This window comes from Paraburkholderia nodosa (genome assembly GCF_001718195.1).
In the GTDB taxonomy this organism is placed as follows: Bacteria; Pseudomonadota; Gammaproteobacteria; order Burkholderiales; family Burkholderiaceae; genus Paraburkholderia; species Paraburkholderia nodosa_A.
In genome coordinates this window covers 145,158-168,899 of the sequence record NZ_MCNV01000014.1, presented here as the reverse complement: position 1 = coordinate 168,899, position 23,742 = coordinate 145,158, and the positions used below count along the sequence as shown (strand labels likewise).

19 protein-coding genes are annotated in these 23,742 nt (G+C 65.8%); 9 read left to right on the top strand and 10 right to left on the bottom strand.

The genetic code is table 11. The features are described from left to right. The first annotated feature begins 38 nt into the window (after positions 1-38). Both BFD71_RS23330 and BFD71_RS23325 read left to right on the top strand, forming a co-directional pair. A complete protein-coding gene (locus BFD71_RS23330) occupies positions 39-923 on the top strand; it encodes an isocitrate lyase/PEP mutase family protein (RefSeq protein WP_069266674.1) in 885 nt (294 codons plus the stop codon). A 43-nt stretch (positions 924-966) separates the two neighbouring features. Then, positions 967-2,292, top strand: coding sequence for an MFS transporter (locus tag BFD71_RS23325; protein ID WP_069266673.1), 1,326 nt, complete (start codon positions 967-969; stop codon positions 2,290-2,292). Between the two features lie 6 nt (positions 2,293-2,298). Here BFD71_RS23325 and BFD71_RS23320 read toward each other — a convergent pair whose 3' ends face one another. Further along, positions 2,299-3,279 (bottom strand): bifunctional helix-turn-helix transcriptional regulator/GNAT family N-acetyltransferase, encoded by a 981-nt coding sequence (locus BFD71_RS23320; RefSeq protein ID WP_069266672.1) that lies wholly within the window; start codon positions 3,277-3,279, stop codon positions 2,299-2,301. Between the two features lie 191 nt (positions 3,280-3,470). Between BFD71_RS23320 and BFD71_RS23315 the strand changes: the two genes are divergently transcribed. Continuing rightward, a complete protein-coding gene (locus BFD71_RS23315) occupies positions 3,471-5,405 on the top strand; it encodes a potassium transporter Kup (RefSeq protein WP_083245420.1) in 1,935 nt (644 codons plus the stop codon). 21 nt (positions 5,406-5,426) lie between these two features. On the opposite strand, the gene BFD71_RS23310 is transcribed toward BFD71_RS23315, so the two are convergent. Continuing rightward, positions 5,427-5,981 carry a type 1 glutamine amidotransferase domain-containing protein gene (locus tag BFD71_RS23310; RefSeq protein WP_069266671.1) on the bottom strand — a complete coding sequence of 185 codons (555 nt, stop codon included), beginning with the start codon at positions 5,979-5,981 and terminating at the stop codon, positions 5,427-5,429. 222 nt (positions 5,982-6,203) lie between these two features. On the opposite strand from BFD71_RS23310, the gene BFD71_RS23305 reads away from it, so the two are divergent. Then, positions 6,204-6,584, top strand: coding sequence for a hypothetical protein (locus BFD71_RS23305; RefSeq protein WP_069266670.1), 381 nt, complete (start codon positions 6,204-6,206; stop codon positions 6,582-6,584). A 117-nt stretch (positions 6,585-6,701) separates the two neighbouring features. Here the strand turns inward: BFD71_RS23305 and BFD71_RS23300 are convergent, their stop codons facing one another. Both BFD71_RS23300 and BFD71_RS23295 read right to left on the bottom strand, forming a co-directional pair. Further along, positions 6,702-8,006, bottom strand: coding sequence for an MFS transporter (locus BFD71_RS23300; RefSeq protein ID WP_083245419.1), 1,305 nt, complete (start codon positions 8,004-8,006; stop codon positions 6,702-6,704). Next, a complete protein-coding gene (locus BFD71_RS23295) occupies positions 8,003-9,193 on the bottom strand; it encodes a M20 aminoacylase family protein (RefSeq protein WP_069266669.1) in 1,191 nt (396 codons plus the stop codon). The genes BFD71_RS23300 and BFD71_RS23295 overlap by 4 nt, the downstream gene beginning before the upstream one ends. 164 nt (positions 9,194-9,357) lie before the next feature. On the opposite strand from BFD71_RS23295, the gene BFD71_RS23290 reads away from it, so the two are divergent. Further along, on the top strand, positions 9,358-10,311 hold the full coding sequence (locus BFD71_RS23290) for a LysR family transcriptional regulator (protein ID WP_256094890.1): 954 nt from the start codon (positions 9,358-9,360) through the stop codon (positions 10,309-10,311). A 26-nt stretch (positions 10,312-10,337) separates the two neighbouring features. Here BFD71_RS23290 and BFD71_RS23285 read toward each other — a convergent pair whose 3' ends face one another. Next, positions 10,338-11,054: a GntR family transcriptional regulator gene (locus tag BFD71_RS23285; RefSeq protein ID WP_069266668.1), complete on the bottom strand. Its 717-nt coding sequence runs from the start codon at positions 11,052-11,054 to the stop codon at positions 10,338-10,340. 162 nt (positions 11,055-11,216) lie between these two features. Here BFD71_RS23285 and BFD71_RS23280 point away from each other — a divergent pair, with 162 nt between their 5' ends. The 3 genes from BFD71_RS23280 (at position 11,217) to BFD71_RS23270 (ending at position 16,887) form a co-directional block, all read left to right on the top strand. Then, a complete protein-coding gene (locus tag BFD71_RS23280) occupies positions 11,217-12,434 on the top strand; it encodes a pyridoxal-phosphate-dependent aminotransferase family protein (protein ID WP_069266667.1) in 1,218 nt (405 codons plus the stop codon). A gap of 136 nt (positions 12,435-12,570) precedes the next feature. After that, positions 12,571-13,857 (top strand): MFS transporter, encoded by a 1,287-nt coding sequence (locus tag BFD71_RS23275; protein ID WP_069266666.1) that lies wholly within the window; start codon positions 12,571-12,573, stop codon positions 13,855-13,857. Positions 13,858-13,863: 6 nt separating this feature from the next. Then, positions 13,864-16,887: an FAD-binding and (Fe-S)-binding domain-containing protein gene (locus BFD71_RS23270; protein ID WP_069266665.1), complete on the top strand. Its 3,024-nt coding sequence runs from the start codon at positions 13,864-13,866 to the stop codon at positions 16,885-16,887. On the opposite strand, the gene BFD71_RS23265 is transcribed toward BFD71_RS23270, so the two are convergent. Genes BFD71_RS23265 through BFD71_RS23255 form a run of 3 tightly spaced genes read right to left on the bottom strand, consistent with a single transcriptional unit; the run spans position 16,884 to position 20,754 of the window. Further along, on the bottom strand, positions 16,884-17,978 hold the full coding sequence (locus BFD71_RS23265; RefSeq protein ID WP_069266664.1) for a serine hydrolase domain-containing protein: 1,095 nt from the start codon (positions 17,976-17,978) through the stop codon (positions 16,884-16,886). The genes BFD71_RS23270 and BFD71_RS23265 overlap by 4 nt on opposite strands. A 39-nt stretch (positions 17,979-18,017) precedes the next feature. Further along, complete coding sequence (locus BFD71_RS23260) at positions 18,018-19,325, bottom strand: MFS transporter (protein WP_069266663.1); 1,308 nt, start codon at positions 19,323-19,325, stop codon at positions 18,018-18,020. Positions 19,326-19,335: 10 nt separating this feature from the next. Further along, the gene (locus BFD71_RS23255; protein WP_069266662.1) at positions 19,336-20,754 is read right to left on the bottom strand and encodes a M20 family metallopeptidase; all 1,419 of its coding nucleotides are present in this window, start codon (positions 20,752-20,754) and stop codon (positions 19,336-19,338) included. A 134-nt stretch (positions 20,755-20,888) separates the two neighbouring features. Here BFD71_RS23255 and BFD71_RS23250 point away from each other — a divergent pair, with 134 nt between their 5' ends. Then, entirely contained in the window at positions 20,889-21,797 is a 909-nt protein-coding gene (locus BFD71_RS23250; protein WP_069266722.1) for a LysR family transcriptional regulator, read from the top strand. A 6-nt stretch (positions 21,798-21,803) separates the two neighbouring features. Here the strand turns inward: BFD71_RS23250 and BFD71_RS23245 are convergent, their stop codons facing one another. After that, entirely contained in the window at positions 21,804-23,093 is a 1,290-nt protein-coding gene (locus BFD71_RS23245; RefSeq protein ID WP_069266721.1) for a type II toxin-antitoxin system HipA family toxin, read from the bottom strand. Between the two features lie 38 nt (positions 23,094-23,131). Next, a complete protein-coding gene (locus tag BFD71_RS23240) occupies positions 23,132-23,530 on the bottom strand; it encodes a helix-turn-helix transcriptional regulator (protein ID WP_069266661.1) in 399 nt (132 codons plus the stop codon). Positions 23,531-23,742 lie beyond the last annotated feature (212 nt).

Below are 23,742 nucleotides of genomic sequence, written 5' to 3'. Positions count from 1 at the left end.
CTGAGCCATCTCAAAACCCACTGAACGGAGTCATCGCGATGACCACTTCCACTGCAGCACGCCGTGCCGCGTTCCGCGCCAAGGTCAACGAGCGCCGCGGCCTGCTCGTGCCGGGCGCCTTCAACGCCATGAGCGCCCGCGTGATCGAGGACGCCGGCTTCGAAGCGCTCTACCTCACGGGCGCGGGCGTCACCAACATGTCGTTCGGCCTGCCCGATCTCGGCTTCATCGGCTTGAGCGACATTGCCGAGCACACGGCGCGCGTGCGCGACGCGGTCAACCTGCCGCTCATCGTCGATGCCGACACGGGCTTCGGCAACGCGCTCAATGTGCGCCAGACCGTGCGCACGCTCGAGCGCAGCGGCGCCGACGCGATCCAGTTCGAAGACCAGGTGATGCCGAAGAAGTGCGGCCACTTCGCTAACAAGGAAGTGATCGGCGCGAGCGAGATGGTGGGCAAGATCCGCGCCGCCGTGGATGCGCGCGAAGATGGCAACCTGCTCATCATGGCGCGCACCGACGCGGCCGCCGTGCACGGCATCGAAGACGCGATCGCGCGCGGCCACGCGTTCATCGAGGCGGGCGCGGACATTCTCTTTATCGAAGCCACGGAAAAGCTCGAAGATATCGAGCGCCTGCCCAAACTCATCGACGCGCCGCAACTCATCAACATCGTGATTGGCGGCAAGACGCCGGTGCAGTCGCGCGAGGCGCTGGCGGGCCTTGGCTATGCGCTGGTGCTGTACGCGAACGCGGCGCTGCAGGGCGCCGTGGTCGGCATGCAGCGCGCTCTCGGGCAATTGCGCACGAACGGCCGGCTCGACGAAGACGCGACGATCGTCGCGCCGTTCGCCGAGCGTCAGCGCCTCGTGAACAAGCCGCTCTTCGACCGGCTCGATCGCGAGTACGCACCGAAGGACTGAACGCCACAGCGCACAATTTGCAAAACAAGAGGAGGAGACACGCATGTCGAACGACACGGATTTCGGAGTCCGAATCGAAAACCAGCCGGCAGAAACAGCACCGATCGCGCGGCCGCGCATCCGTTCGATCGTCGGGGGCCTGGCCGGCAACCTGATCGAGTGGTACGACTTTCTGGCGTACAGCATCTTTTCGATTTACTTCGCGAAGTCGTTTTTCCCGAGCGACAAGCCGACCGTGCAGCTCATGAACACGGCGGCCATCGCGGCCGTGGGTTACGTTGCGAGGCCGCTCGGCAGCTGGCTCGTGGGCTTCTACGCCGACCGTCACGGGCGCAAGTCGGCGCTCACGTGGTCGGTCACGGCCATGTGCATCGGCTCGCTGATGATCGCGCTCACGCCCGGTTACGCGAGCATCGGCGTACTCGCGCCTGTCGTGCTGATTGCGGCGCGCCTGCTCCAGGGCCTGAGCATGGGCGGCGAGTACGGCACCAGTGCGACTTACCTCAGCGAGATCGCGCCCGCCAACCGGCGCGGCTTCTATCTTGGCTTTTTGCAGGTGAGCGTGGTGGCCGGCCAACTCGTTGCGCTCGCACTCATGCTCGTCATGCAGAACCTGCTGATGACGGCCGGGCAGATCGAGCGCTGGGGCTGGCGCGTGCCGTTTCTGCTGGGCGGCGCGCTCGCGCTGTTCGCGCTTTATATGCGCCGCAACGTGACGGAGACCGAAGCGTTCGAGCGCGGCCGGCGTGAGGCCGGTCCGCCCGTGCTCAAGCAACTGCTGTTGCACTGGCGGCAGATTCTGCTCGCTATCGGCATGACTGTGGGTGGCACGGTGGGCTTCTATACGTTCACGATTTACATGCAGAAGTACCTCGTGAACACCGTGGGCCTTTCGAAGGAGATGTCGACGCTCGTCTCCACCGGCGCGCTGCTGCTGTATATGCCGCTCCAGCCGCTCCTCGGGCTCGCCTCCGACGTGTTCGGCCGCCGCCCGGTGCTGATCTGCTTTGGCCTGTCGACCACGCTGTTTTCCGTGCCGCTTTTCACGGCGCTCAGCCACACGCGGGATCCGCTGGTGGCGTTCCTGCTGTCGTTCGCCGGCCTCGTGATGTTGAGCGGCTTTACCTCGGTGCACATGCTCGCGAAAACGGAGCTGTTCCCCACGCGCATCCGCGCGCTCGCGGTGGGACTGCCGTACGCGCTCACCACGGCGATTCTCGGCGGCACGACGGAGTTTGTCGCGCTGCGCTTCAAGGCGAGCGGCCACGAGCAGTACTTTTACTGGTACGTCACGGCCTGCGCGGCGGTTTCGCTGATCGTGTATCTGCGCATGCCGGAAACGCGCGGGCGCCCGGCGAGTTCCGCGTGATGCGAGTCAATCGGCACGGCGCCTCACGAAGCGCTGCTCCGTGACCTTCGTGCCCCACTGGTCGCCTTCGGACGCTTGCGCGAGGTGAAAGCCGAACGACTCGTACAGATGCCGCGCGGCGTCGAGGCCCTTGAAGGTCCACAGGTAGGTCTCGGCGTAGTGCGCATCGACGAACTGCATCGCGTTGGTCATCAACTGCCGGCCGATGCCGGTACCGCGCAGTGAGACGTCGACGATGAACCAGCGCAGGTGAGCGACACCTGCGTTGCCGCTCTCGTTCCCGTCGATGGCAAGCGAAGCGAGGACGCGATCGCGCTCCACCGCGAGCCAGAGCGCCTTGCCAACGGCTGGCAAGGCGCCGGTGAAGTCGGCGAGTTCCGTGGCCACCTTCTTCTCGAAGTACGAGCCGAAGCCCCAGTTCGCGGCGTAGAACCGCGCGTGCAGGCTCGCAATGTCGCCAATGCACCCGGGCCGGTAGCCTTCCACGATCTGCACGCCCGCCGCCGGCGCTGTTGCGCGGGTCTCGTTGGGGTTGTCGTGCGCGAGCGCGTCGGCGTAGAGCGCGAGCGCACGCACGAGCGTCTGCTGGTCGGCAGGAACGAGCCTGCGCAGCGCATTGGAAACCTGATCCGTGGCGAAGCGGTCGATCTTCGCGCGCAGCTTCTGGCCTGCCGCGCTCAGGGTCAACTCGGTAGAGCGCGCGTCATCGTCGGCGGTCTTGCGTTTGACGAGACCGGCCGCCTCGAGCCGCGCGACCTGGCGGCTCGTGTTCGACTTGTCGAGCCGCAGGATGTCGCCGAGCGCCCGTGCATTGATGCCCGGCTGCGCGCCGATCTCGATGATGGCGTGTACGGCGGATGGGGCGAGATCGCTGTCGGCGAGCGTGGTGCGCATGAAGCCCAGTTCGCGCACGAGCCGCCGCGAGAACTCGCGCAGTTCGAGGATGGTCGTCTCGCGAGGCTGCGCGGGCACGTCGACAAAATCCATGATGGTCTCCGTTATGGTCTTCATGCAAATGGTTGCGACTCGCAACCATCCGGACTCAATATAGGCGTGCCCGACGGATAAGGCAAGTTCGCCACGCGGCCGGGAAATTGACGTTCGACCCTTCCACTGGCTCAGGCGCCAGAGGAACGCCAATTGCGAGAGGTCAAAGCCTCCACCGAACGCCTGCAGCCATGCTCAAGGAACGCCTCAACCCGTACGGAAACGCGCCCAAAGAGCTGGCGCGCAGGCAGGACGACGACGCCGGCCAGCGCGCACTGGTGCTCGGCTCGCTCGGCGTGGTGTTCGGCGACATCGGCACGAGCCCGATCTACGCGCTGCGCGAAGCCGTGCAGACGGCGCATTCCTCGGCCCAGCCGGTGGTGATGGGCGTGCTCTCCATGATCCTGTGGGCGGTGCTGATCGTGGTCGTGCTCAAGTACGCCTGCTTCGTCATGCGCGCCGACAACGAGGGCGAGGGCGGCATCGTTGCGCTCACGGCGCTGGTGTGCGCCGGATTCGCGAAGGCGGGGCGGCCCGCGCCGCGTCTGCTCGTGCTCGCGGGTCTCGTCGGCGCGGCGATGTTTTACGGCGACTCGATGATCACGCCTGCCATTTCGGTGCTCTCCGCGGTGGAAGGGCTCAAGGAAATCAATCCCGCATTCGACAGCGCCGTGCTGCCGGTTTCATTGGCGATTCTCGTGGCGCTCTTCCTGTTCCAGGCGCGCGGCACCGCCGTGGTCGGGCGCACCTTCGGGCCCGTCATGGCGCTCTGGTTCCTGAGCCTCGGCGCGGTGGGCGTTTATCACATCGCGCTCTATCCGGCGATTCTCGCCGCGGCGTCGCCGGTCTGGGCCGTGCGGCTCGCGCTCGCGCATCCGGGGCTCGCCTTCGGCGTGCTCGCTGCCGTAATTCTTGCGTTGACGGGCGCCGAGGCGCTCTACGCCGACATTGGCCACTTCGGCACGCGCTCCATTCGCATTGCGTTCTTTTGCGTCGTGCTGCCGGCGATCGTCGCGGGCTATTTCGGCCAGGCCGCGACCGTGCTGTACGAGCCGGGCGGCGCCAGCCAGCCGTTCTTTCGCTCGATGCCGCATTGGGCGCTCATTCCGGCGGTCGGCATCGCCATGCTTGCCACTATCATCGCTTCGCAAGCGGTGATCTCGGGCGCGTTTTCCATGACGAGCCAGGCCATCGAGTTGGGCTTCCTGCCGCGCATGCGAACGATCGAAACCTCGAGCACGCGGCGCGGCCAGATCTATGTTCCGGCAGTCAACGCGGGATTGCTCGTGGCCGTGGTGTTTCTCGTGCTGTTCTTTCGCAGCTCCGAGCGGCTCACGTCCGCGTATGGCCTCGCCGTGGCGATGACGATGGTGACCACGTCGATGCAAATGCTATCTGTATGTCACGAAGTATGGGGCTGGCCGCGCGTCGCCACATGGCTGGCATGTGTGCCGCTGCTGATCGTGGACGGCATGCTGCTCGCCGCGAGCTTGCCGAAAATTCCCACCGGTGGCTGGTTCCCGGTTTCCGTGGGCGCATTGCTGTTCATTATGACGAGTACCTGGCACCGTGGCCGCGAACTCGAGGCGCGTCATGCGGCACGCGGCGAATCGGTGGACGTCTTTTTGCGTGGTATCTGCACTGCCGATCCGAAGCCGCCTCGCGTGCCGGGCACGGCCGTGTATCCGGGCAACGCACCCGGCATGACGCCGGCCGCGCTCGCGAGCAACGTGCGCCACAATCACGTCCTGCATCGCACGGTGATCGTGTTCGCCAATGTTTCGGAGTCCGCACCGCAGGCTGACGATGAAACGCGCATCGAAGCGCGCGACCTCGGCGCGGGTTGCTGGGAGATCGTCGCGCATCATGGCTTCGTCGAGCGGCCCAATCTGCCGCGGCTTTTGGCATCGCTGCAAGGCAGGTTGGGCGATTGGCGTTTCGACCCGCAACAGACCACGTTCTACTTGCCGCGCGACGAGGTGCTGCGCGAGCAAGCCCAGCAGGACGTGAGCCGCTGGCGTGCGCGGCTCTTCGCGTTCATGTCGTACCACTGCACTTCGAGCGCCGAGTATTACGGTCTGGCTCCCGCGCATGTGGTCGAGCTGGGCGTGCAGGTGGCGCTGTGAGCATGACGCCGGCCGGCGCCGTCATGCCGTGCCCGCCGCCGCCGAAAGGGTGGAGATGATCTCGACGTTGAAGGCAGGTATATCGTCGGGCTTGCGGCTCGTAATGAAGTTGCCGTCGTGGACCATGGTCTCGTCGACCCACTTGCCGCCCGCATTGCGGATATCGTCCTGAAGCGAGGGCCAGCTCGTCATGGTGTGTCCCTTGACGATACCGGCCGAGACCGGCAGCCAACCACCATGGCAGATCACGGCAATCGTTTTATGCGCGTCGTTGGCCGCACGCACGAACGCCTGCGCCTCCGGAATCAGGCGGATGGCGTCAGAGTTCACCACGCCGCCGGGCAATACGACCGCGTCGTAGTCATCCGCCTTCGCGCTGCCGAAGGTGCGGTCCACCTTGATCTTGCTGCCCTTGTCGACGTGACGAAAACCCTGAATTTCACCGCTTTTCTGCGATATCACGTCCACGTGCGCCCCCGCTTCCTTCAATGCGCGGCGCGGCTCGGTAAGTTCGACTTCCTCGAATCCGTCCATGGCAAGGATTGCGACCTTGCAGTTGTCGAGCATATTGGCCATTGCGATTTCCTCCTTGAGTGAGACCGTCTGAGACCGTTTGCAACCAATCTCAAATGTAGCAAGGCGGATGCCGCGCGGCGCGTGAAACCTCGAATCAGAGCAAACGGCGCGCAGCCGGGTTCGACTCTGCGGCGGCATGGCGCTTGCGGAACAACAGTCAGGCGTGGTGCGCCGCCGGTTCGCCACGTAGCAGTTCCATCCACAATCCTCAAGGAGAGCGAAATGAATGGATCGATCAAACAATTGCTGGCTGGGGTCATCATCGCAACGTGTTCGGCAGCGGCGCTCGCGCAGGGCGCAGGCGGGGGAGCCGGCGGGGGAGCCGGTGGCGCCGGCGGCGGTAGCAATGGTGTCGGCGCGGGCGGCGGCACGACGGGCGCGGCGGGCATCAATACGGCGCGTCCGCCGGGCAGCACCGCAGGCACCCGTTATAACAATAGCGGCTATGGCGCGCCCGGCACTACAGCGACCGGCGGCGGCCAGGGAACGGGGACTGGCGCGGCGCCTGCGCCTGCCACGGGAACCCCTCAAAGCATGCCGTATAACAACGACAACGGTAATGGCAATGGCGGGATGAGCACGCAGCCTGGCGGCAGCCAATAAGGGCGTGGTAGGTAGTCAAACTGACTATCGAAGAAGAATCGGGGTGTAGTGCGAAGGGCGAGCGACGCAGCGTGCGTCGCCCGCCCTTTTTAGGGCTGCATCTTGTCAGGCGAGCGGTCAGTCGATCTGCTTGTTGCCGGTTTCCTCGAACATTGAAACGGCGATGAGCGAAATCAGCACGCAGCCGATCATGTACCACGCGGGCGCCATCTTGTTGCCCGTCACATGGATGAGCCAGCCGGCCACGAGCTGAGCCGTGCCGCCGAACACGGAAACCGCAATCGCGTATGCACTCGACATATAGCCTGCCCGCAGATGTTTCGGAAAGTTTTCCGGCATCAGCGCGTAAGCGGGCGCAGAGCCCATCGTATAGCAGAGCATGAGCACGACGAGCGCGGCGAGCACGACCGGCAGCGACGGAAAGTGCGTCATGAGCCAGAACGCCGGATACAGCAGCAGGATCAACGCGACGCGCCCGATCACCGTGAGCGGCTTGCGGCGGCCCATGCGGTCCGACCACGCGCCGTAGATCGGGCACATCACGAGCGAGATCGTGCTGGACGCCACGCCCGCGAGGATCGACATTTTGGGTGGCAGTCCCAGGTACTGGATGCAGTAGGTCGGCATGTAGTACATCATCACGTAGGTCGAAACCGACATGCCCATGATCGCGAAGATCGTGAGAAACCAGTTGCGCACGTACAGGCCGCGCTTCGGGTCGTCGCGGTCCGCGACCACGCGCTGCGCGGGCGGCTCTTCGCGAATGTGCCGGCGCAGATAGATGCCGACCGGCGCGATGAGCGTGCCGAGCAAGAATGGAATGCGCCATCCCCAGCTATGCATCGTTTCCGCGGAGAGCAGAAAGCCGAGGCTTGCCGCGAGGCCCGAGCCGAGCAGCGCCGCCGCGCCCTGGCTCGCGAGCTGCCAGCTCGCGCGAAACCCGCGGCTTGCCTGGCCGCCCATTTCGAGGAGGGTGGCGGTGGCCGCGCCGAACTCGCCGCCCTGCGCGAAACCCTGGACGAGGCGGGCAACCACGATCAAGAGCGGCGCGGCCAGGCCGATCTGCGCATAGGTCGGTGCAAGACCGATGGACGCGGAACCCACCGCCATCAGCAGGATGGTGAGCGTGAGCGCCGGCTTGCGGCCCGCGCGGTCCGCGTAGCGGCCGAGCACGATGCCGCCGAGCGGGCGCATCACGAAACCCACGGCGAACACCGCGAACGCGAGCAAGAGCGACGTGACCTGGCTGTCGGCGGGAAAGAACTGATGGCCGATCGTGAGCGCGAAATAGCTATAGACCGTGAAGTCGAAGAATTCGAGCAGGTTGCCGATCACCGCCGCGAGAACGATCTTGCGCTGGTAGCCCGGCGAGAGCGGCGCTTCTTCGGCTGTTTCCAGAAGCGGTTCGGTGGCGGCGTTCATGCACGCTCCTTGCTGAGGAAGCGTTCGACGAGGCGCGTCCAGAACGCGGCGCCGATGGTCAGGTTGTCGTCGTTGAAGTCGTAGCGCGCGTTGTGCAGCATCGGCCGGCCTTCGCCATTGCCAAGGCGTACGAAACAACCGGGCCGCTGCTGCAGGTAGTACGCGAAATCCTCGCTGCCGGCGATCGGCGGGAACGGCGCGATGACGTGCTCCGGCCCGACCAGTTCCTCGGCGACCTGGCGTGCGAATTCGGTTTCGGCTTCGCTGTTGATCAGCACCGGATAACCGCGGATGAATTCGATGTCCACCGTCGCACCGTAGCTTTGCGCCTGCGCTTGCACGAGCGCGCGAATGCGTGCCTCGAGCGTCGCGCGCACCTCGGGCGAGAACGAGCGCACGCTCATTTCGAGCACGGCGTCTTCGGGGATCACGTTCGGCGCGTGGCCCGAACGGAACGCGCCGACGGTCACGACCGCGGCTTCATTGGGGTCGACGTTGCGCGACACTACCGACTGCAGGGCCATCACGATGCTGCTGCCCACGAGCACCGGGTCGACGGCCAGATGCGGGCGCGCCGCGTGGCCGCCCTTGCCGTGAACGCGCAGCTTGACGGTGTCGCACGCGGCCATGAGCGGGCCGGCGCGAAAGCCGAAGGTGCCGGTGGGCACGCCCGGATGATTGTGCAGCCCGAAGATGGCTTCGCAGGGGAAGCGCTCGAACAGGCCGTCGGCGATCATGCGCTCGGCGCCGCTGTCCGAACCGGCTTCCTCGGCGGGCTGAAAAATCAGGTGGACGGTGCCGTCGAAATTGCGCGTTTTCGCGAGCTGGCGCGCGGCGCCGAGCAGCACGGTGGTGTGGCCGTCGTGGCCGCACGCGTGCATCTTGCCCGCGTGGATGCTCGCGTAGTCGAGGCCGGTCAGCTCCTGGACCGGCAGGGCGTCCATGTCGGCGCGCACGCCTACGGTGCGCGTGCTCGTGCCGGCCTTGAGCGCCGCCACGACGCCGTGCCCGCCCACATGGCGCGTGACTTCGTAGCCCCAGGACTCGAGCTTGTCGGCGACGAAACACGACGTGTCGGCTTCCTCGTACGACAGCTCGGGGTGCTTGTGGAGGTGATGACGGATTTCGTCGAGTTCCGATCGGGCTTCGGCCAGGTCGGCGACTTCGCAGTAGTGGTGCTCGCTCACGGGGACTCCCCTTATTGGAATGGGTTTTGGGCAAAAGCCAAAGGCCGAGTATTGCATCGACGAAAAACTCGACCCATGACGGAAAAGCACCGAAAATGTTGACTTATAGTCAACGATAGATTGTCGCGGCGCAGCATGGCAAGGCGCGCGGAAGGAGCAATGCAGTGCGGGGAAAGGCAGATTGGGAAGATGCGGCGCGAGGCGCGATCGACGAGATCGGCGAGCGGCCGCTGCGCTATCTGGCCGAAATCGCAGCCGCAGGCGGCGTGCGCATGGCCGCAGAGGCGCTCGGCATCAACGCCTCGGTCATCAGCAGGCAGGTGGCGGCGCTGGAGCGCCGGCTGCGCTTTCCGCTGATCGAGCGGCGCGGGCGCAGCGTGGCCGTGACCGAGATCGGTCAGGTGCTGGTGGACCACTATCGCGACGGGCAACGCCGTCAGCGCGATCTGGCCGCGCGCCTGGAGGAGTACCGGCACCTGCGGCGCGGCCGCGTGGCGCTGGGTGTGGGCGAGGGCTTCATCGGCAATCTGATCGCGCGGGCGTTGCAGCGTTTTTCGATGACGTACCCGGACATTCTCGTGGAGATTCGCTCGGGGCCGACGCCGGTCGTGCTGTCGCTCGTGCGCGACGACGTCGTCGATATCGGCCTGTGCACACGCACCTCCGACGACCCTGCCATGCGCATTCATCCCTTCGCGTCGCGGCCGCTTTGCGCGCTCGTCGCACCCTCGCACCGCTTTGCGAAGATGCACAAGGTGGCGCCCGCCGAACTCGCCAGCGAGCGCCTGATCTTCATGACCGAGTCGTTCGGTGTGCAGCACTTCGTGCAGTCGCTGTTCGAAGATGCGCGTCTGAACGTGATGCCGGCGTATCGCGTGGATCTGTTCAACACGGCGCAGACGCTCGCGGCCGCTGGTCTTGGCGTGGCGTTCATGTCGTCGATCACGGCGCGCCGCGGCATCGATCTGGGCGAATTGGTGGCCGTGCCGATCGATCATCCGATCGCGGCGGGCTTTTCGAGCCAGATGGTCACGCGCGTGGGCCGCAGGCTCTCACCTGCTGCCGATCACCTGAGGAAGCAGCTTGCGCAGAGTTTTCTGGAGTCGGCGGCGAAGTAGTCGAAAGACGTGGCGCGAGCGGCGATTTAGTTGCCGGTGTCCTGCACCGGCGGCGTATCCCCAATCCGCAACACCGCATCGCGTTTGGCGAGCAAATGCTGCCGCAGTATCGCCGCGAGCCGCTTGCCGTCGCGCGCATCGAGCGCCGCCAGCATTTCGCCGTGCTCATGGATCGCGCGGTCCCACTTGGCGGTTTCGAAGTTCGAGCGGAACCGCAGCGCCTGCAAACGGCGATTCACCGCGATATACGTCTGCCGCAGCGCCGAATTGCGCGCCGCTTCGTTGATCTTGTCGTGAATCGCCTGATTGCGGCTGTAGTAACCGGCCAGATCGTTCTGCGCGCGGCAGGCGAGCATCGCGTAGTGCAGCGCCTTGATCTCGGCGATCTCAGCCGCGGTGATCCGCTCGCAAGCCAGTTCGCCTGAAAACGCTTCGAGTCCGCTCATGAGTTCGAAGGTCTCGCGCAGTTCCGCCTCCGACATCTTCGAGACCGAGGCGCCGCGATTCGGCGAAATCTCGATCAGCCCTTCGGACGCGAGCACCTTCAGCGCCTCGCGCAGCGGCGTGCGCGAAATGCCCAGCGTTTCGCACAGCTCGCGCTCGTTGAGCTTGCGCCCGGCCTCGAGCGCGCCTTCCACGATGAACCGCCGCAGATGGTCGACGACGGTGTCATGGAGTTGCTGGCGCGGAATGGGCGGCAGTTCCGGGCTGGTCGCAGAGGGGTTCAGGTTCGGGTTTTGCATGCAAAAGGCATTTCCATCGATTTCCAGCGAATTCTAGCCCAAGGACAGGACCCCAAAGAAGCACACTGCGCCTGGGGTAAACCACATCAGAATTGCCTGTCTGCACATGAGCTGGCTGGATTATAGTTTTTTGAATGCAAAATTCAAAACAGGAGCGATTGCATGTTGAAGCTCGATTTCCATCCCGCTGGTCGCCACTTCCTCCAGATTCCCGGGCCGAGCCCGGTGCCCGATCGCATCCTGCGCGCGATGAGCTATCCGACCATCGACCATCGCGGCCCCGAGTTCGCCGTGCTCGGGCTCAAGGTGGTGGACGGCATCAAGAAGATCTTCAAGACGCAGCAGCCGGTGGTGATTTACCCGGCCTCCGGCACGGGCGCGTGGGAAGCCGCGCTCACCAACACGCTGAGCCCCGGCGACACGGTACTGATGTTCGAGACGGGCCATTTCGCGACGCTATGGAAGCAGATGGCCGAGCGCCTTGGCCTGAAGCCGGAATTTCTCGGCCTGCCCGGCATCGAGGGCTGGCGGCGCGGCGTGCAGGCCGACATGATCGAAAAGCGTTTGCGCGAGGACGCGCAGCACGCCATCAAGGCGGTGTGCGTGGTGCATAACGAGACCTCGACCGGCGTGACCTCGGACATCGCCGCGGTGCGCCGCGCGATCGATGCCGCCGGGCACCCGGCGCTGCTGCTCGTCGACACGATTTCCGGTCTCGCCAGCGCTGACTATCGCCATGACGAATGGGGCGTGGACGTGACCGTCTCCGGCTCGCAGAAGGGTCTCATGCTGCCGCCGGGCATCAGCTTCAACGCGGTTTCGGCGAAGGCGCTGGCCGCGAGCGAGCACGCGAAGCTGCCGCGCAGCTTCTGGGGCTGGGCTGAGATCATCGAGATGAACAAGAGCGGCTACTGGCCGTACACGCCCAACACGAACCTGCTCTACGGCCTTTCCGAAGCGCTCGACATGCTGCAGGACGAAGGGCTCGACAACGTGTTCGCGCGGCATCAGCGGCTGGGCGAGGCGTGCCGGCGCGCGGTGCGCGCGTGGGGCCTCGAGATCCAGTGCGCCGATCCCGCCGTCTACAGTCCCGTGCTCACGGGCGTGATGATGCCCGAAGGCGTGGATGCGGATGCCGTGCGCAAGATCATCTACGAGCGCTTCGATCTCTCGCTCGGCACGGGCCTCGGCAAGGTCAAAGGGCGCATGTTCCGCATCGGGCATCTGGGCGACTGCAACGATCTCACGCTGCTGGCGGCATTGGCCGGCTGCGAAATGGGCCTGCGCGTCGCGGGCGTGCCCTTGAGGGACAGCGGCTTGCCTGCCGCGATGGACTATCTCGCGGCGCAACCCAACGTGGTGTCGCTGAAAGCCGCCTGAAACAAGCACTTTTTCACATGCCGCGCACGGGGCGCGGCATGCCAGGCCGATTCCGGGCGATGCAAGATCGTTCCCATGCCGGACGCCACTTCGAGAAGGGCGATGCGGCCGACAGAACCAGCAACGGAGACTGACGATGAAACGGTATCGATTGACGAGCGCGAGCAGCGTCGTGCTGATCATGCTCTGCATCATGTACTTCATCACCTACCTCGACCGTGTGAACGTGAGCACGGCCGCGGCGGGCTTCGGCAAGGAGTTCCAGCTCTCGCACACCGAAGTCGGGCTGGTCTTTTCGGCGTTTGCGTATCCGTATCTGCTGTTTCAGATCATCGGCGGCTGGGTGAGCGACCGCTTCGGTGCGCGGCGCACGCTGCTTTTCTGCGGTGCGCTGTGGGGCGTGGCCACGGTTCTCACCGGCATGGCGGGCGGCCTCGCCACGCTGCTCGCCGCGCGCCTGTTGCTCGGCTTCGGCGAGGGCGCGACGTTTCCCGCCTCGACCTCGGCGATGTCGCGCTGGGTCGCGAAAGAGCGGCGCGGCTTCGCGCAGGGCATCACGCACTCCGCCTCGCGCATCGGCAATGCCGTGGCGCCAGCGGTGGTCGTGCTGGTGATGGCGCGCTACGGCTGGCGCGAATCGTTTTATGTTTGCGGCGCGCTCAGCCTGCTGTGGGTGGTGGTGTGGGCGTTCACCTTCACCGAACATCCGAAGGATCACCCGCGCATTACCGAGGCCGAGCTCGCGATCCTGCCGCCGCCCAAGCCGCGCGCGACCGGCCTGCCGTGGATGGCGCTCTTCAGGCGCATGATTCCGGTGACGATCGTCTACTTCTGCTACGGCTGGACGCTGTGGCTTTTCCTTAGCTGGATCCCGCAATACTTCCTGCACAACTATCACCTGCAGTTGGGCAAGTCGGCGATCTTCGCCTCGGTGGTGTTTCTCGCGGGCGTGGTGGGCGACACGCTCGGCGGCCTCGTGACCGACTGGCTCTTTCAGCGCACGGGCAACCTCAAGCGCGCGCGAAGCTGGATGGTCTCGGTGTGCATGCTGATCACGCTGATCGTGCTCGTGCCGCTGATGTTCGTGCACGATCCGGTCATTTCCATGGCGTGCCTCGCGGCGGGCTTCTTCTTCGCCGAAATGACGATCGGGCCGATGTGGGCGATTCCCATGGATATCGCGCCGGAATTCTCGGGCACGGCGAGCGGCATGATGAACACGGGCTCGGCGCTGGCCGCGATCATCTCGCCCGTGGTGGGCGGCTTTCTGATCGACCGCTTCGGCAACTGGGACCTGCCGTTCGTGGGCAGCATGGTGCTGATGGGGTGCGGCGTGATCCTCGCGTTCCGCATGCAGCCGGAGAGCCGCTTCGAGCTGGGCACGAAGGCTGACGAACCCGCAGGTTCTCATCAAGGAGTGTGAACGGCGATGGAAGGCGCACGCACCTCGGGCATGCTGGTCAAGCCGGTTCATCTCGTTCCTTCGAGCGCGGGCCACGGCTCGCCGCTCGCGCGGCGTCTGCGTGAAGCACTGCGCGGCGACGTGTGGTTCGACGCCGCAAGCCGCGGCCGTTACGCAACCGACGCCTCGATCTATCAGATCATGCCCATCGGCGTGGTCGTGCCACGCGATCAGGACGACTTGCGCGCCGCGCTGGAAGTGGCGCGCCTCGCGCACGCTCCCGTGCTGGCGCGCGGCGCGGGTACGAGCCAGTGCGGGCAGACGGTGGGCGAAGCGCTCGTGATCGACACGTCGAAGTGGCTCAACAACGTCGTCGAGTTCGACGCCGATGCGCGCACTGTGACGGTCGAACCGGGCGTCGTGCTCGATCATCTGAACGCGTGGCTCAAGCCGCACGGGTTGTGGTTTCCCGTGGATGTGTCGACGGCGGCGCAGTGCACGATCGGCGGCATGGCGGGCAACAACTCGTGCGGCTCGCGTTCGATCGAATACGGCAACATGGTGCACAACGTGCTCGGCATCGACGCGATTCTCGCGGATGGCACCGAAGCGCGCTTCCAGTCGCTGAACATGCCGCACGAAGGCGTGCGGCTGGCGGCGCTGCTCGAAGGCGTACAGCGCATCGCCACGCGCGAGCGCGGCGAGATCGCGGAACGCATGCCGAAGGTGCTGCGCCGTGTGGCCGGCTACAACATCGACCTGTTCGATTGCCAGAACCCGCTCGCCTATACCGACGACGGCGTGGCGAATCTCGCGCATCTGCTCGTGGGCTCCGAAGGCACGCTCGCGTTCAGCCGGCAGATCACGCTGAAGCTCGCGCCGTTGCCAGCGCACAAAACGCTGGGCGTAGTGAGCTTTCCCACCTTCTGGCAAGCGATGGACTCGGCGCAGCACATCGTCAAGCTCAAGCCGACTGCGGTCGAGCTGGTCGATCGCACGATGATCGAACTCGCGCTCGGCAATCCGGGCTTCAAGCCGGTGATCGAAAAGGCGCTGGTGGGCAGGCCCGATGCGATCCTGCTGGTCGAGTTCGCGGGCGACGAGCGTGACGCCCAGCTGCGCCGCCTCGATGACCTGGTCCAGCTGATGGGCGATCACGGCCTGCGGGACTCGGTCGTGAAGATGACTGATGCGAACGAGCAAAAGGCGCTGTGGGAAGTGCGCAAGGCGGGCCTGAACATCATGATGAGCATGAAGGGCGACGGCAAGCCCGTCTCGTTCATCGAGGACTGCGCCGTGCCGCTCGAGCATCTCGCGGAGTACACGAGCCGCCTGACCGACATCTTCCATCGGCACGGCACCGAAGGCACGTGGTACGCGCACGCGAGCGTCGGCACGCTGCACGTGCGGCCGATACTCGACATGCGCCGCGACGGTGCGGCGAAAATGCGCGCGATAGGCGAGCAGGCTGCGGAATTGGTACGCGAGTACAAGGGTGCGTTTTCGGGCGAGCATGGCGATGGTCTGTGCCGCGGCGAATGGATTGCCTGGCAGTACGGACCGAAGATCAACGCCGCATTCTCGGAAATCAAGCAGCTGTTCGACCCCGAGAACCGTTTCAATCCCGACAAGATCGTGCGGCCGCCGAAAATGGACGACGCGACGCTGTTCCGCTTCGCGCCGGGATATCGCGAGCGCCAGATGCGGCCGATGCTCGACTGGTCGGCGTGGGACGTGGGCCGCGATCCGCTAACGGGTGTAGAAACGCCGCCCGGCTGCGGCGACGACCTGACCGGCGGCCTCGCGAAGGCCGTGGAGATGTGCAACAACAACGGCCACTGCCGCAAGTTCGACGCGGGCACGATGTGCCCGAGCTACCGCGTGACGAAAGACGAGAAGCACGTGACGCGTGGCCGCGCGAACACGCTTCGGCTCGCGATTTCGGGGCAGTTGGGCGAGGACGGACTCGCAAGCGACGACGTCAAGGACACGCTCGACCTATGCGTATCGTGCAAGGGCTGCAAGCGCGACTGTCCAACCGGCGTGGACATGGCGAAGCTGAAAATCGAGGCGCGCGCTGCATGGAATACGAAGCACGGTGTGAAGCTGCGCGAGAAGATGATTGCCTATTTACCGCGCTATGCGCGACGCGCGGCGCAAGCCGGCGGCCTTGCGGCGGCGGGCGAGCGTATCCCGGTGGTCTCCGCGTGGGCAAAGCGCATGCTCGGCTTCGCGCCGCAACGCTCGCTGCCGCAGTTGCGGCCTTCGTTCCTTGCGGAGGTCGCGGCCGCAAAGCCCGACGCAGCAGCGGCAACGAAGGAAGTGGTGCTGTTCGTCGACACCTTCAACGACAACTTCGAGCCCGAAAACGCCCGCGCCGCGCAACGTGTGCTCGAAGCGGCCGGCTATTTCGTGCACTTCAACGTGCGCGGCGAAGAGCGCCCGCTCTGCTGTGGCCGCACCTTCCTCGCCGCGGGACTGGTCGACGAGGCAAAGCACGAGGCGCGGCGCCTGCTCGATACGCTGATGCCGTTCGTGGCCCGCGGCGTGTCGATCGTCGGGCTCGAACCTTCGTGCCTGCTCTCGATGCGCGACGAATTCCTGCAATACGGCTACGGCAACGAAGCGCGGGAGTTGTCGGCCGCGGCGTTCCTGTTCGAGGAATTCCTCGTGCGCGAGAAAGGCGCGGGCCGCTTCGATCTGACGTTGCACGAACTCGATGCGCCACGCGCGTGGGTGCACGGCCACTGCCACCAGAAAGCATTCGACGCCTTCCGCCCCGTGCTCACGGTGCTGGGCTGGATTCCGGGCCTCGATGTGAAGCCGATCGAATCGTCATGCTGCGGGATGGCGGGCAGCTTCGGCTACGAAGCGGAGCACTACGAAGCTTCGCTGGCGATGGCCGAGCTGGCGCTGTTGCCCGCCGTGCGCAAGGCGGATCGCGCCGATCTCGTCGTGGCGGATGGCACGAGTTGCCGCCACCAGATCCACGACGGCGCAAACGCCACGGCGCTGCACGTGGCGCGGGTGCTGGAAATGGCGCTGCGCTAGGTCGCCAGCGTCCTCGTGCCCTGGCGCGCGCACACGGCATCCACGGCGTGCAGCATCTTGCCGAAGAACGCATCGGCGAATTGCGAATCGAGCCAGCGCACGATCAGCGCGATCTTGCGCTCGGGCTCGATCCACATGAACGAACTGCCCGCGCCGACGCCAAACCAGCTCGACTCGGGCACGCTCGGGAACATGCGCCGCCCCGTGTTGAGCCACACCAGTGAGCCGTAGAACGGCGCGAGCGGGCAGGGCGTGCGCATACGCGCGATCCATTCGCTCGAGAGTACGCGGCGGCCGGATACGACGCCGTCGTCGAGCAGCATTTGCGCGACCTTCAACTGATCGTTTGCGCTCACCGACATGCCGCCGCCCCAATGCGAGCCGCCCGGCACCGACTGCACGCGTCTGCCGCCCTGGTCGATCCACGCGTCGTCGTAACCGACCCATTGCCAGTTCTCGCTCGCGCCGACGGGCCTCATGATCGTCTCGCGAAAGACTTCGGGTAACGAACGACCGAACAGGCACAGGAGCGCGAACGAAAGCTGGTTGATGCGCACGTCGTTGTATTCCCAATACGTGCCGGGTGCGCGTAACGGGCGCAAGTCGCCTTTTTTCCCGTCGGGCGGCTCGCCGAACGTAACGGCGCGATAGTGATCGGCCTGATCGGTAAGGCCGAAGCACGTGCCTTGCCATTCGCTCGTCTGTTGCAGTAGATGCGTCCACGTGACCTGCGCATTGTGGTCATCGTCGAAGCCGATGCCGGGCGCGCGCACGTGGACGGGCTCGTCGGGATCGGGCAGCAGGCCGCGATCGTGCGCCACGCCCGCGAGCAGCGCCAGATACGTCTTGGCGATGCTGAAGGTCAGATCGGGCCGATCGGGCGCGCCCCATTGCGCGAGCGGGCGCCCGTTCACAGCAACCGCGCCGGACACAGGGCCGCGATCGTGAATGGGGCCCAGCAAGCAGTTCCACGGCGGCGGGTCGTTCACGTGCACGCCGAAGTTGCCATCGGCATTGCGGTCCCATGCCGATTCGTGATCGACGGAAAACTGGATGGCGTCCTGAACTTCCTGCGGCAAATCGTGTTGCATACGTGCGTGTTTCCTGTTGGTGTTCTTGTGCGGGCCGCTTCAACGGGCGTCGAGGCGCATGCAGGCCCAGATCAGCGTAGCGAGGCTCAACACGGCCGCGAACATCAGCCAGAGCCCCGGCGCGAGATTGTTGCCGGTCGCCGCAATGAGCGCGGCCACGGCGAGCGGCGTGAAGCCGCCGAACACGGTCGTGCCGACGTTATAGGCGAGCGCCATGCCCGTGGTGCGCGTGCGTGCGGGGAAGAAGCTGGCCATGAGCGCCGGAATCGAGGCGAAATAGGTGACCTTCAGCACCGCGATCCAGACCACGGCCGCCAGCAGCGAGGGCAGCGAAGGATGGGCGGTGACGAACATGAACGCGGGATAGACGGTGAGCAGGAACAGCACGCCCGCCGCGAACATGATGCGCGTGCGGCCCACCTTGTCCGACCAGTGGCCCACGATCGGCGTGAGCACGATGGCGATCAGGCCGGCCACGAGCGTGGCGATGAAGCCCGACGAAGGTGCGAGGCCGAGCTGCCGCGCGGCATAGGTCGGCATGTAGAGCAGCACGTATTGGGCCGAGGTAGTCAGGATCAGCACGCCGATCGATGCGATCACGCGCGCCTTCTGCGTGGCGAACAGTTCGCGCACGGGCGACTCGGCTTTTTCGATACGCTCGAATTCGGGCGTTTCGTCCATGCGTCGGCGGATATAAAGGCCCACGGGACCGATCAGCACACCGAACAGGAACGGAATGCGCCAGCCCCAGCCTTCGAGCTGCGGCTGCGTGAGCATGCCCGTGAGCACCGCGCCGAACAGGGAGACGAGCAGCGTGCTTGCGCCCTGGCTCGAGAACTGCCAGCTCGACATGAAACCGCTGCGCTGCGGCGCGTGCTCGATCAGGAAGGCAGTGGAACTGCCGAACTCGCCGCCCGCCGAAAAGCCTTGCAGAAGACGCGAGGCAAAAATGCCGATGGGCGCGAGGATGCCGATCGTCGCGTAGGTGGGCATCAGCGCGACCATGCCGGTGCCGATCGTCATCATCGTGATGGAGAGCGTGAGCGACGCCTTGCGGCCCTTGCGGTCGCTGTATGAGCCGAGCACGAGCGCGCCGACCGGCCGCGCGAGGTACGAGAGCGCGAATGTGCCGAGCGTGAGCAGCAGCGACATCGTTGCGTTGTGAACGGGGAAGAAGAGCTTGGAGAGCGTCGAGGCGAAGTAGCCGTAAGCCAGCAGGTCGTAGAACTCGAGCGCGTTGCCGATCGAAGTCGCGACGATGAGCCGCGAGACGTTCTTGCCGGACGTGCCTTGAGCAGGCTCTGACCAGGGCTCGCTGCCGTGCGCGGGTAGGGATTCGATGCTCATTGCGACGTCCTCATGCAAGCGTGGTGGGATGCGGTGCGGGGTTGGACGCGCCGGCCTCTCTTGCGCCGAGGTCCCAGAAGAGGCCAGCCATGATGCGCAGCCCGTCGCGCACGACCGGGCCGAGCAGGTGCTCGTTCGGCGCGTGCTGCGAGCAGCCCGGATACGAATGCGGCACCCACAGCGTGGGCATGCCGAGCACCTCGGCGAATACGTCGTTGGGCAGCGTGCCGCCGAGATTCGGCAGCAGCACGGGGTCGGCTCCCGTGGTCTCGCGCAGCGAGCGCAGCGCCCATTGCACCCAGGCGTTGTCGGGATCGACGCGCGTGGCCGGTGCGCCGCGTTCCACTTCGAGTTCGATCATCTCGAAGCCGTGCGCATCGAGGTGCGCGCGCACGATCCGTTCGAGGTCCTGCCAGTTCGTGCCCACGACGAAGCGGATCTGCATGTACGCGATGGCGTGCGGCGGAATCGCGTTCACGGGCTTCTCGGGGTTGCCCGTGCGGAACGCGAGTACTTCCAGATTGTTCCAGCCGAACACGCGCTCGGTGGGCGTGAGGCCCGGCTCGCCGTAATCGCGATCGACCTCGGGCTCGCCCGGATTGCCGCCCACGCGAATATCGGCGAGCGCGCGGCGCACGGATTCCGGAATCGGCGGCGGGCGCAGGCCATCGACGAGGATCTTGCCGTGCGCATCGACCATGGAAGCGATCGCATTCGCGAGCACGACGCCCGGATTGCGCAACAGGCCGCCCCAGTTGCCCGAATGATGACCGCCTTCGCGCAGCGTGAGTTCGAGCTTGAAATTGACGAGGCCGCGCGAGCCGAGAAAGATTGTCGGACGGTGCGCGCTCAGGCGCGGTCCGTCGGAGGCGATCAGCACGTCGGCGGCGAGTTCGTCGCGCAACCGCGTGCACAGTTCGTGCAGGCCCGGCGAGCCGACTTCCTCGCCCGTTTCGAACAGCAGCTTGAGGTTGAAGCCGAGTTTGCCGCCGCGCGCGTCGAGCACGGCCTCGAGCGCCGCGAGGTTGATGCTGTGCTGGCCTTTGTTGTCGGCGGTGCCGCGGCCGTACCAGCGCTCGCCGTCGACGGTTACGTCCCATGGCGTGAGGCCCGAGCGCCATTGCGCGTCGTAGCCGCGTACCACGTCGCCGTGGCCGTAGCTGAGCGCGGTGGGCAGCGCATCGTCTTCGTGGCGGTGAGCAATCAGGAACGGGCCGCCGCCGTTGGCGGGATTCTCGACGACCCGGCAGGTGAAACCCCATTGGGTGAGCAGCGGCGTGAGTTCCTCGTCCAGATAGGCGCGCAAACGGCCGCCGCTCTCCGGCTCCTGGCTCTCGGTGCGAAATGCCACGCGGCGGCGCAGGTCGTTCAGGAAGCGGCCTGAATCGTATTGATCGACTGCAGTTTGAATGGCGGTGTCACGGTTCAACGCGCGTCTCCCTCTGTTCGATGGCGTTTGATGACGTCGACCGATCCTGCAACCACCGATATTTCTGCACAATTACAATATTTGTGATCTATCTTTGCCGAAACGGCAAAGCGGACGAGACCGCGCTCATCGACATGGACAACACCGCACTGCGCTATTTTCTGGAAGTGGCCCGCAGCGGCTCGCTGAGCAAGGCGTCCGAGCGGCTCTACGTTGCCGTGTCGGCGCTCAGCCGGCAGATCGCCCGGCTCGAAGAGGAGCTCGGCACGCCGTTATTCGAACGGCGCCCGCGCGGCATGGTGCTGAGCGAGGCGGGGCGCATGCTGGCCGAGCACGCGCGGCGCAGCCTGCTCGAAACGGAGCGCGTGGTCGGCGAGATTCGCGGGCTGAGCGAGGGCGGTCGCGCGACTATCCGCGTTGCGAGTTCCGAAGGCCTCGCGCCGGATTTTCTGCCACAGGTATTTGCTCACTTTCTCCGGAGCCATCCGCAAACGCATTTTCAGCTGGACGTGTCGGCGCCTTCTGTTGCAACGCAGCGCGTGCGCGAGGGCACAGCCGATATCGCGCTGTGCTTCAGCGTCGCGCCCGAGAAGGAGATTGCCGTGCACTGTTCGCAGCGCGCGCCGATCTTCGCGCTCATGCGGCGCGATCATCCGCTGGCGGCGCGCGAGTCGCTGTCGTTGCGCGATCTGATCCCCTGGCCGGTCGCCATGAACAGCCAGGGCGTGACGATTCGCCAGCTCCTCGACATCGCGTGCAGCCTCGAAGGGCTGATCTTCGAGCCGGTGTTCGTCAGCAACTATCATGTGGCGTTGCAACGATTCGTACGCCTCACCGATGCCGTGACGTTCACCGGCTTTCTGACCGTGCGCGGCCGTCTCGAGGTGGAGGGGCTGGCCGCCGTGCCGCTCACGAACCCGGAACTGCATCAGCGTACGCTGCAGATCCAGACGATGGCGGGCCGCACGCTGCCGCAAACCATGCAGGCCTTTCTCGACCTGCTCACGCGCGCGATCGACGACGAGGAGCTTGCGGGCGGCTGATTTCGCCTACGCGGTAAGCCTCGCGGCGAGCCGGCGCATGCCGGCGAAAACGGCGTCGGCTACATCTGCGGGGAAATCGGCGGGGATCTGCGCCGCGACGGCTTCGATCACGCGCGGCGTTTGCGCTGCCACCTGCGCGAGCATCGCTTCGACATCCGCCGCGGCGAATCCCACGCGCTGGCCTTGGGCGATCCAGTGCCGCGGATAGATCTCCTCGACGCGATAGTGCCGGTTGCGTCCGCGCACGGCCATCGCAAGGCTCACGCGCTGCGGCGCAATATGATTGCGGCCCCGGCCGACGACCGGATGCGCGCTGAGCACGTCGTAGAGCGGCGTGGCGGCGTACTGGCTGCCGGGCAGCAGCGCAATGCTGTAGTTCTTCGCGTGGCCGTCCGTGGCCGCGAGCAGCCAGAAGATGAGCTGCGTGACGAAGAAGTTGCGGCGATCGGCCGTGGCCTGCACGGAGCCGTCCAGCACCTGCATGATCGCGTCGATGCCGGGGCCGCCGTCGGCTTCGTATTTGGCGAGGCCGGACGTGCCGGTGGCCTGGCACAGATCCTCCTGCGGCAGGCGCACGATCCACCTGGCGTCGCTCGCAAGACGCCGGTCGAAACGCTCCACGATCAGTGCCTTCGCGTCCTCGAATTGCGCGATTTCGCACGGCGCGACGGGCAAACCGTAGCCCGCGATGATTTGCGTGCACAGCCACTCGTTTTCCACCGAGGTGCGCATGTCGGCGCGCATGTTGCCGACGAGGCCGAGCGGCAGCTTCAGGATGTGCGTGGTCGGCGTGCTGCCCTGCGGAAGCAGCCACTGCCCGCCATGCCGCAGCAGTGCGGTCTTTTCCTGCGCCCCGGCGATCGACAGCCGCAGGCTGTCCACGGCTTCGTGCTCGCCCGCATGCGGCGTGGCGGTGGTTTCGCGCAGCAGTTGCGCGATGTCGCCTTCGCTCAGGGCGCGCCCCTTGATGCTCTTCAGGCCGGTGGGCGCTTCGCCAGCTGGAAGGATCTGCAGCGCGCCCACGCAATCGCGGCCGAGCGCGGCGAGCAGCTCGAACGGCGAGGTGCCGCCGGTCTGGTAGCGCGCGGCGATGCGTCTGCGGATGCGGTCGCTGTCCGGCAGCAGATTGTCGAAATAGTCCGCGACGATCTGGCCGCGGTAGGGCTGGTTGCCGGGCGTGAACGGCAGCGAGAGCGAAAGGGGGCGGCCTTGCTCGTCGTCGAGCCAGCTGTCGAGGTAGACGAGGCGTTCGTTGCCGCGCACGTTCTCCCAGTAGCCCACCGGGAGGCCGTTCATCCACAGGTCGAGCCGGTTGGGCAGGCGGGGGCGTGTGCTCACCAGTCCTCCCTCGGCTTGCGGCGGCCGGCGGACTGGCGCTGCGGCGCGGCCTCCGCCGGCGTGGCGCGGGTGCGTTTGCGGGCGGCCGGGGGGGTGGCCGCGCTCGGCATCCTGGCTGCAGCCGCAGGTGCTTTGGCCGGGCGGGGCGCGGCTTTCGCCGCGACAGGCGAGGCCTTGGCTTCGGGCGCGCCGAGCTTGATTTCGACGTCGACGAGGCGCAAGACCCGCACGAGCCGCTCGACGCTCGCGGCTTCGGGATTCGCCTCGAACGCGGCATAGCTCTGCTGCGAGATGCCGAGCCGCGCGGCGATGTCTTTCTGGGTGAGGCCGGCCTTCTTGCGGAAGCCGACGAGAATCGGGCGCAGCTGGCTCAGGGTCTTGAGAGGGTAGTCCACGGCAACTCCGGGCGGCGAAATGCCGATGCAGACGGCCGAAGCAAACGGAAACGCGCGGCGCAGTCGGATACAGTCTATACCCTGTAAAGGAAAAATACAAATCACAGGCTGTAATTTAAAAATACAGTCTACAGGTTGTATTCGCTGCCGGGCGAGGGCGGCGGTAGGTGCATGACACGTCAGTAAATGTGCAACTAACTGTCAATCGCCGC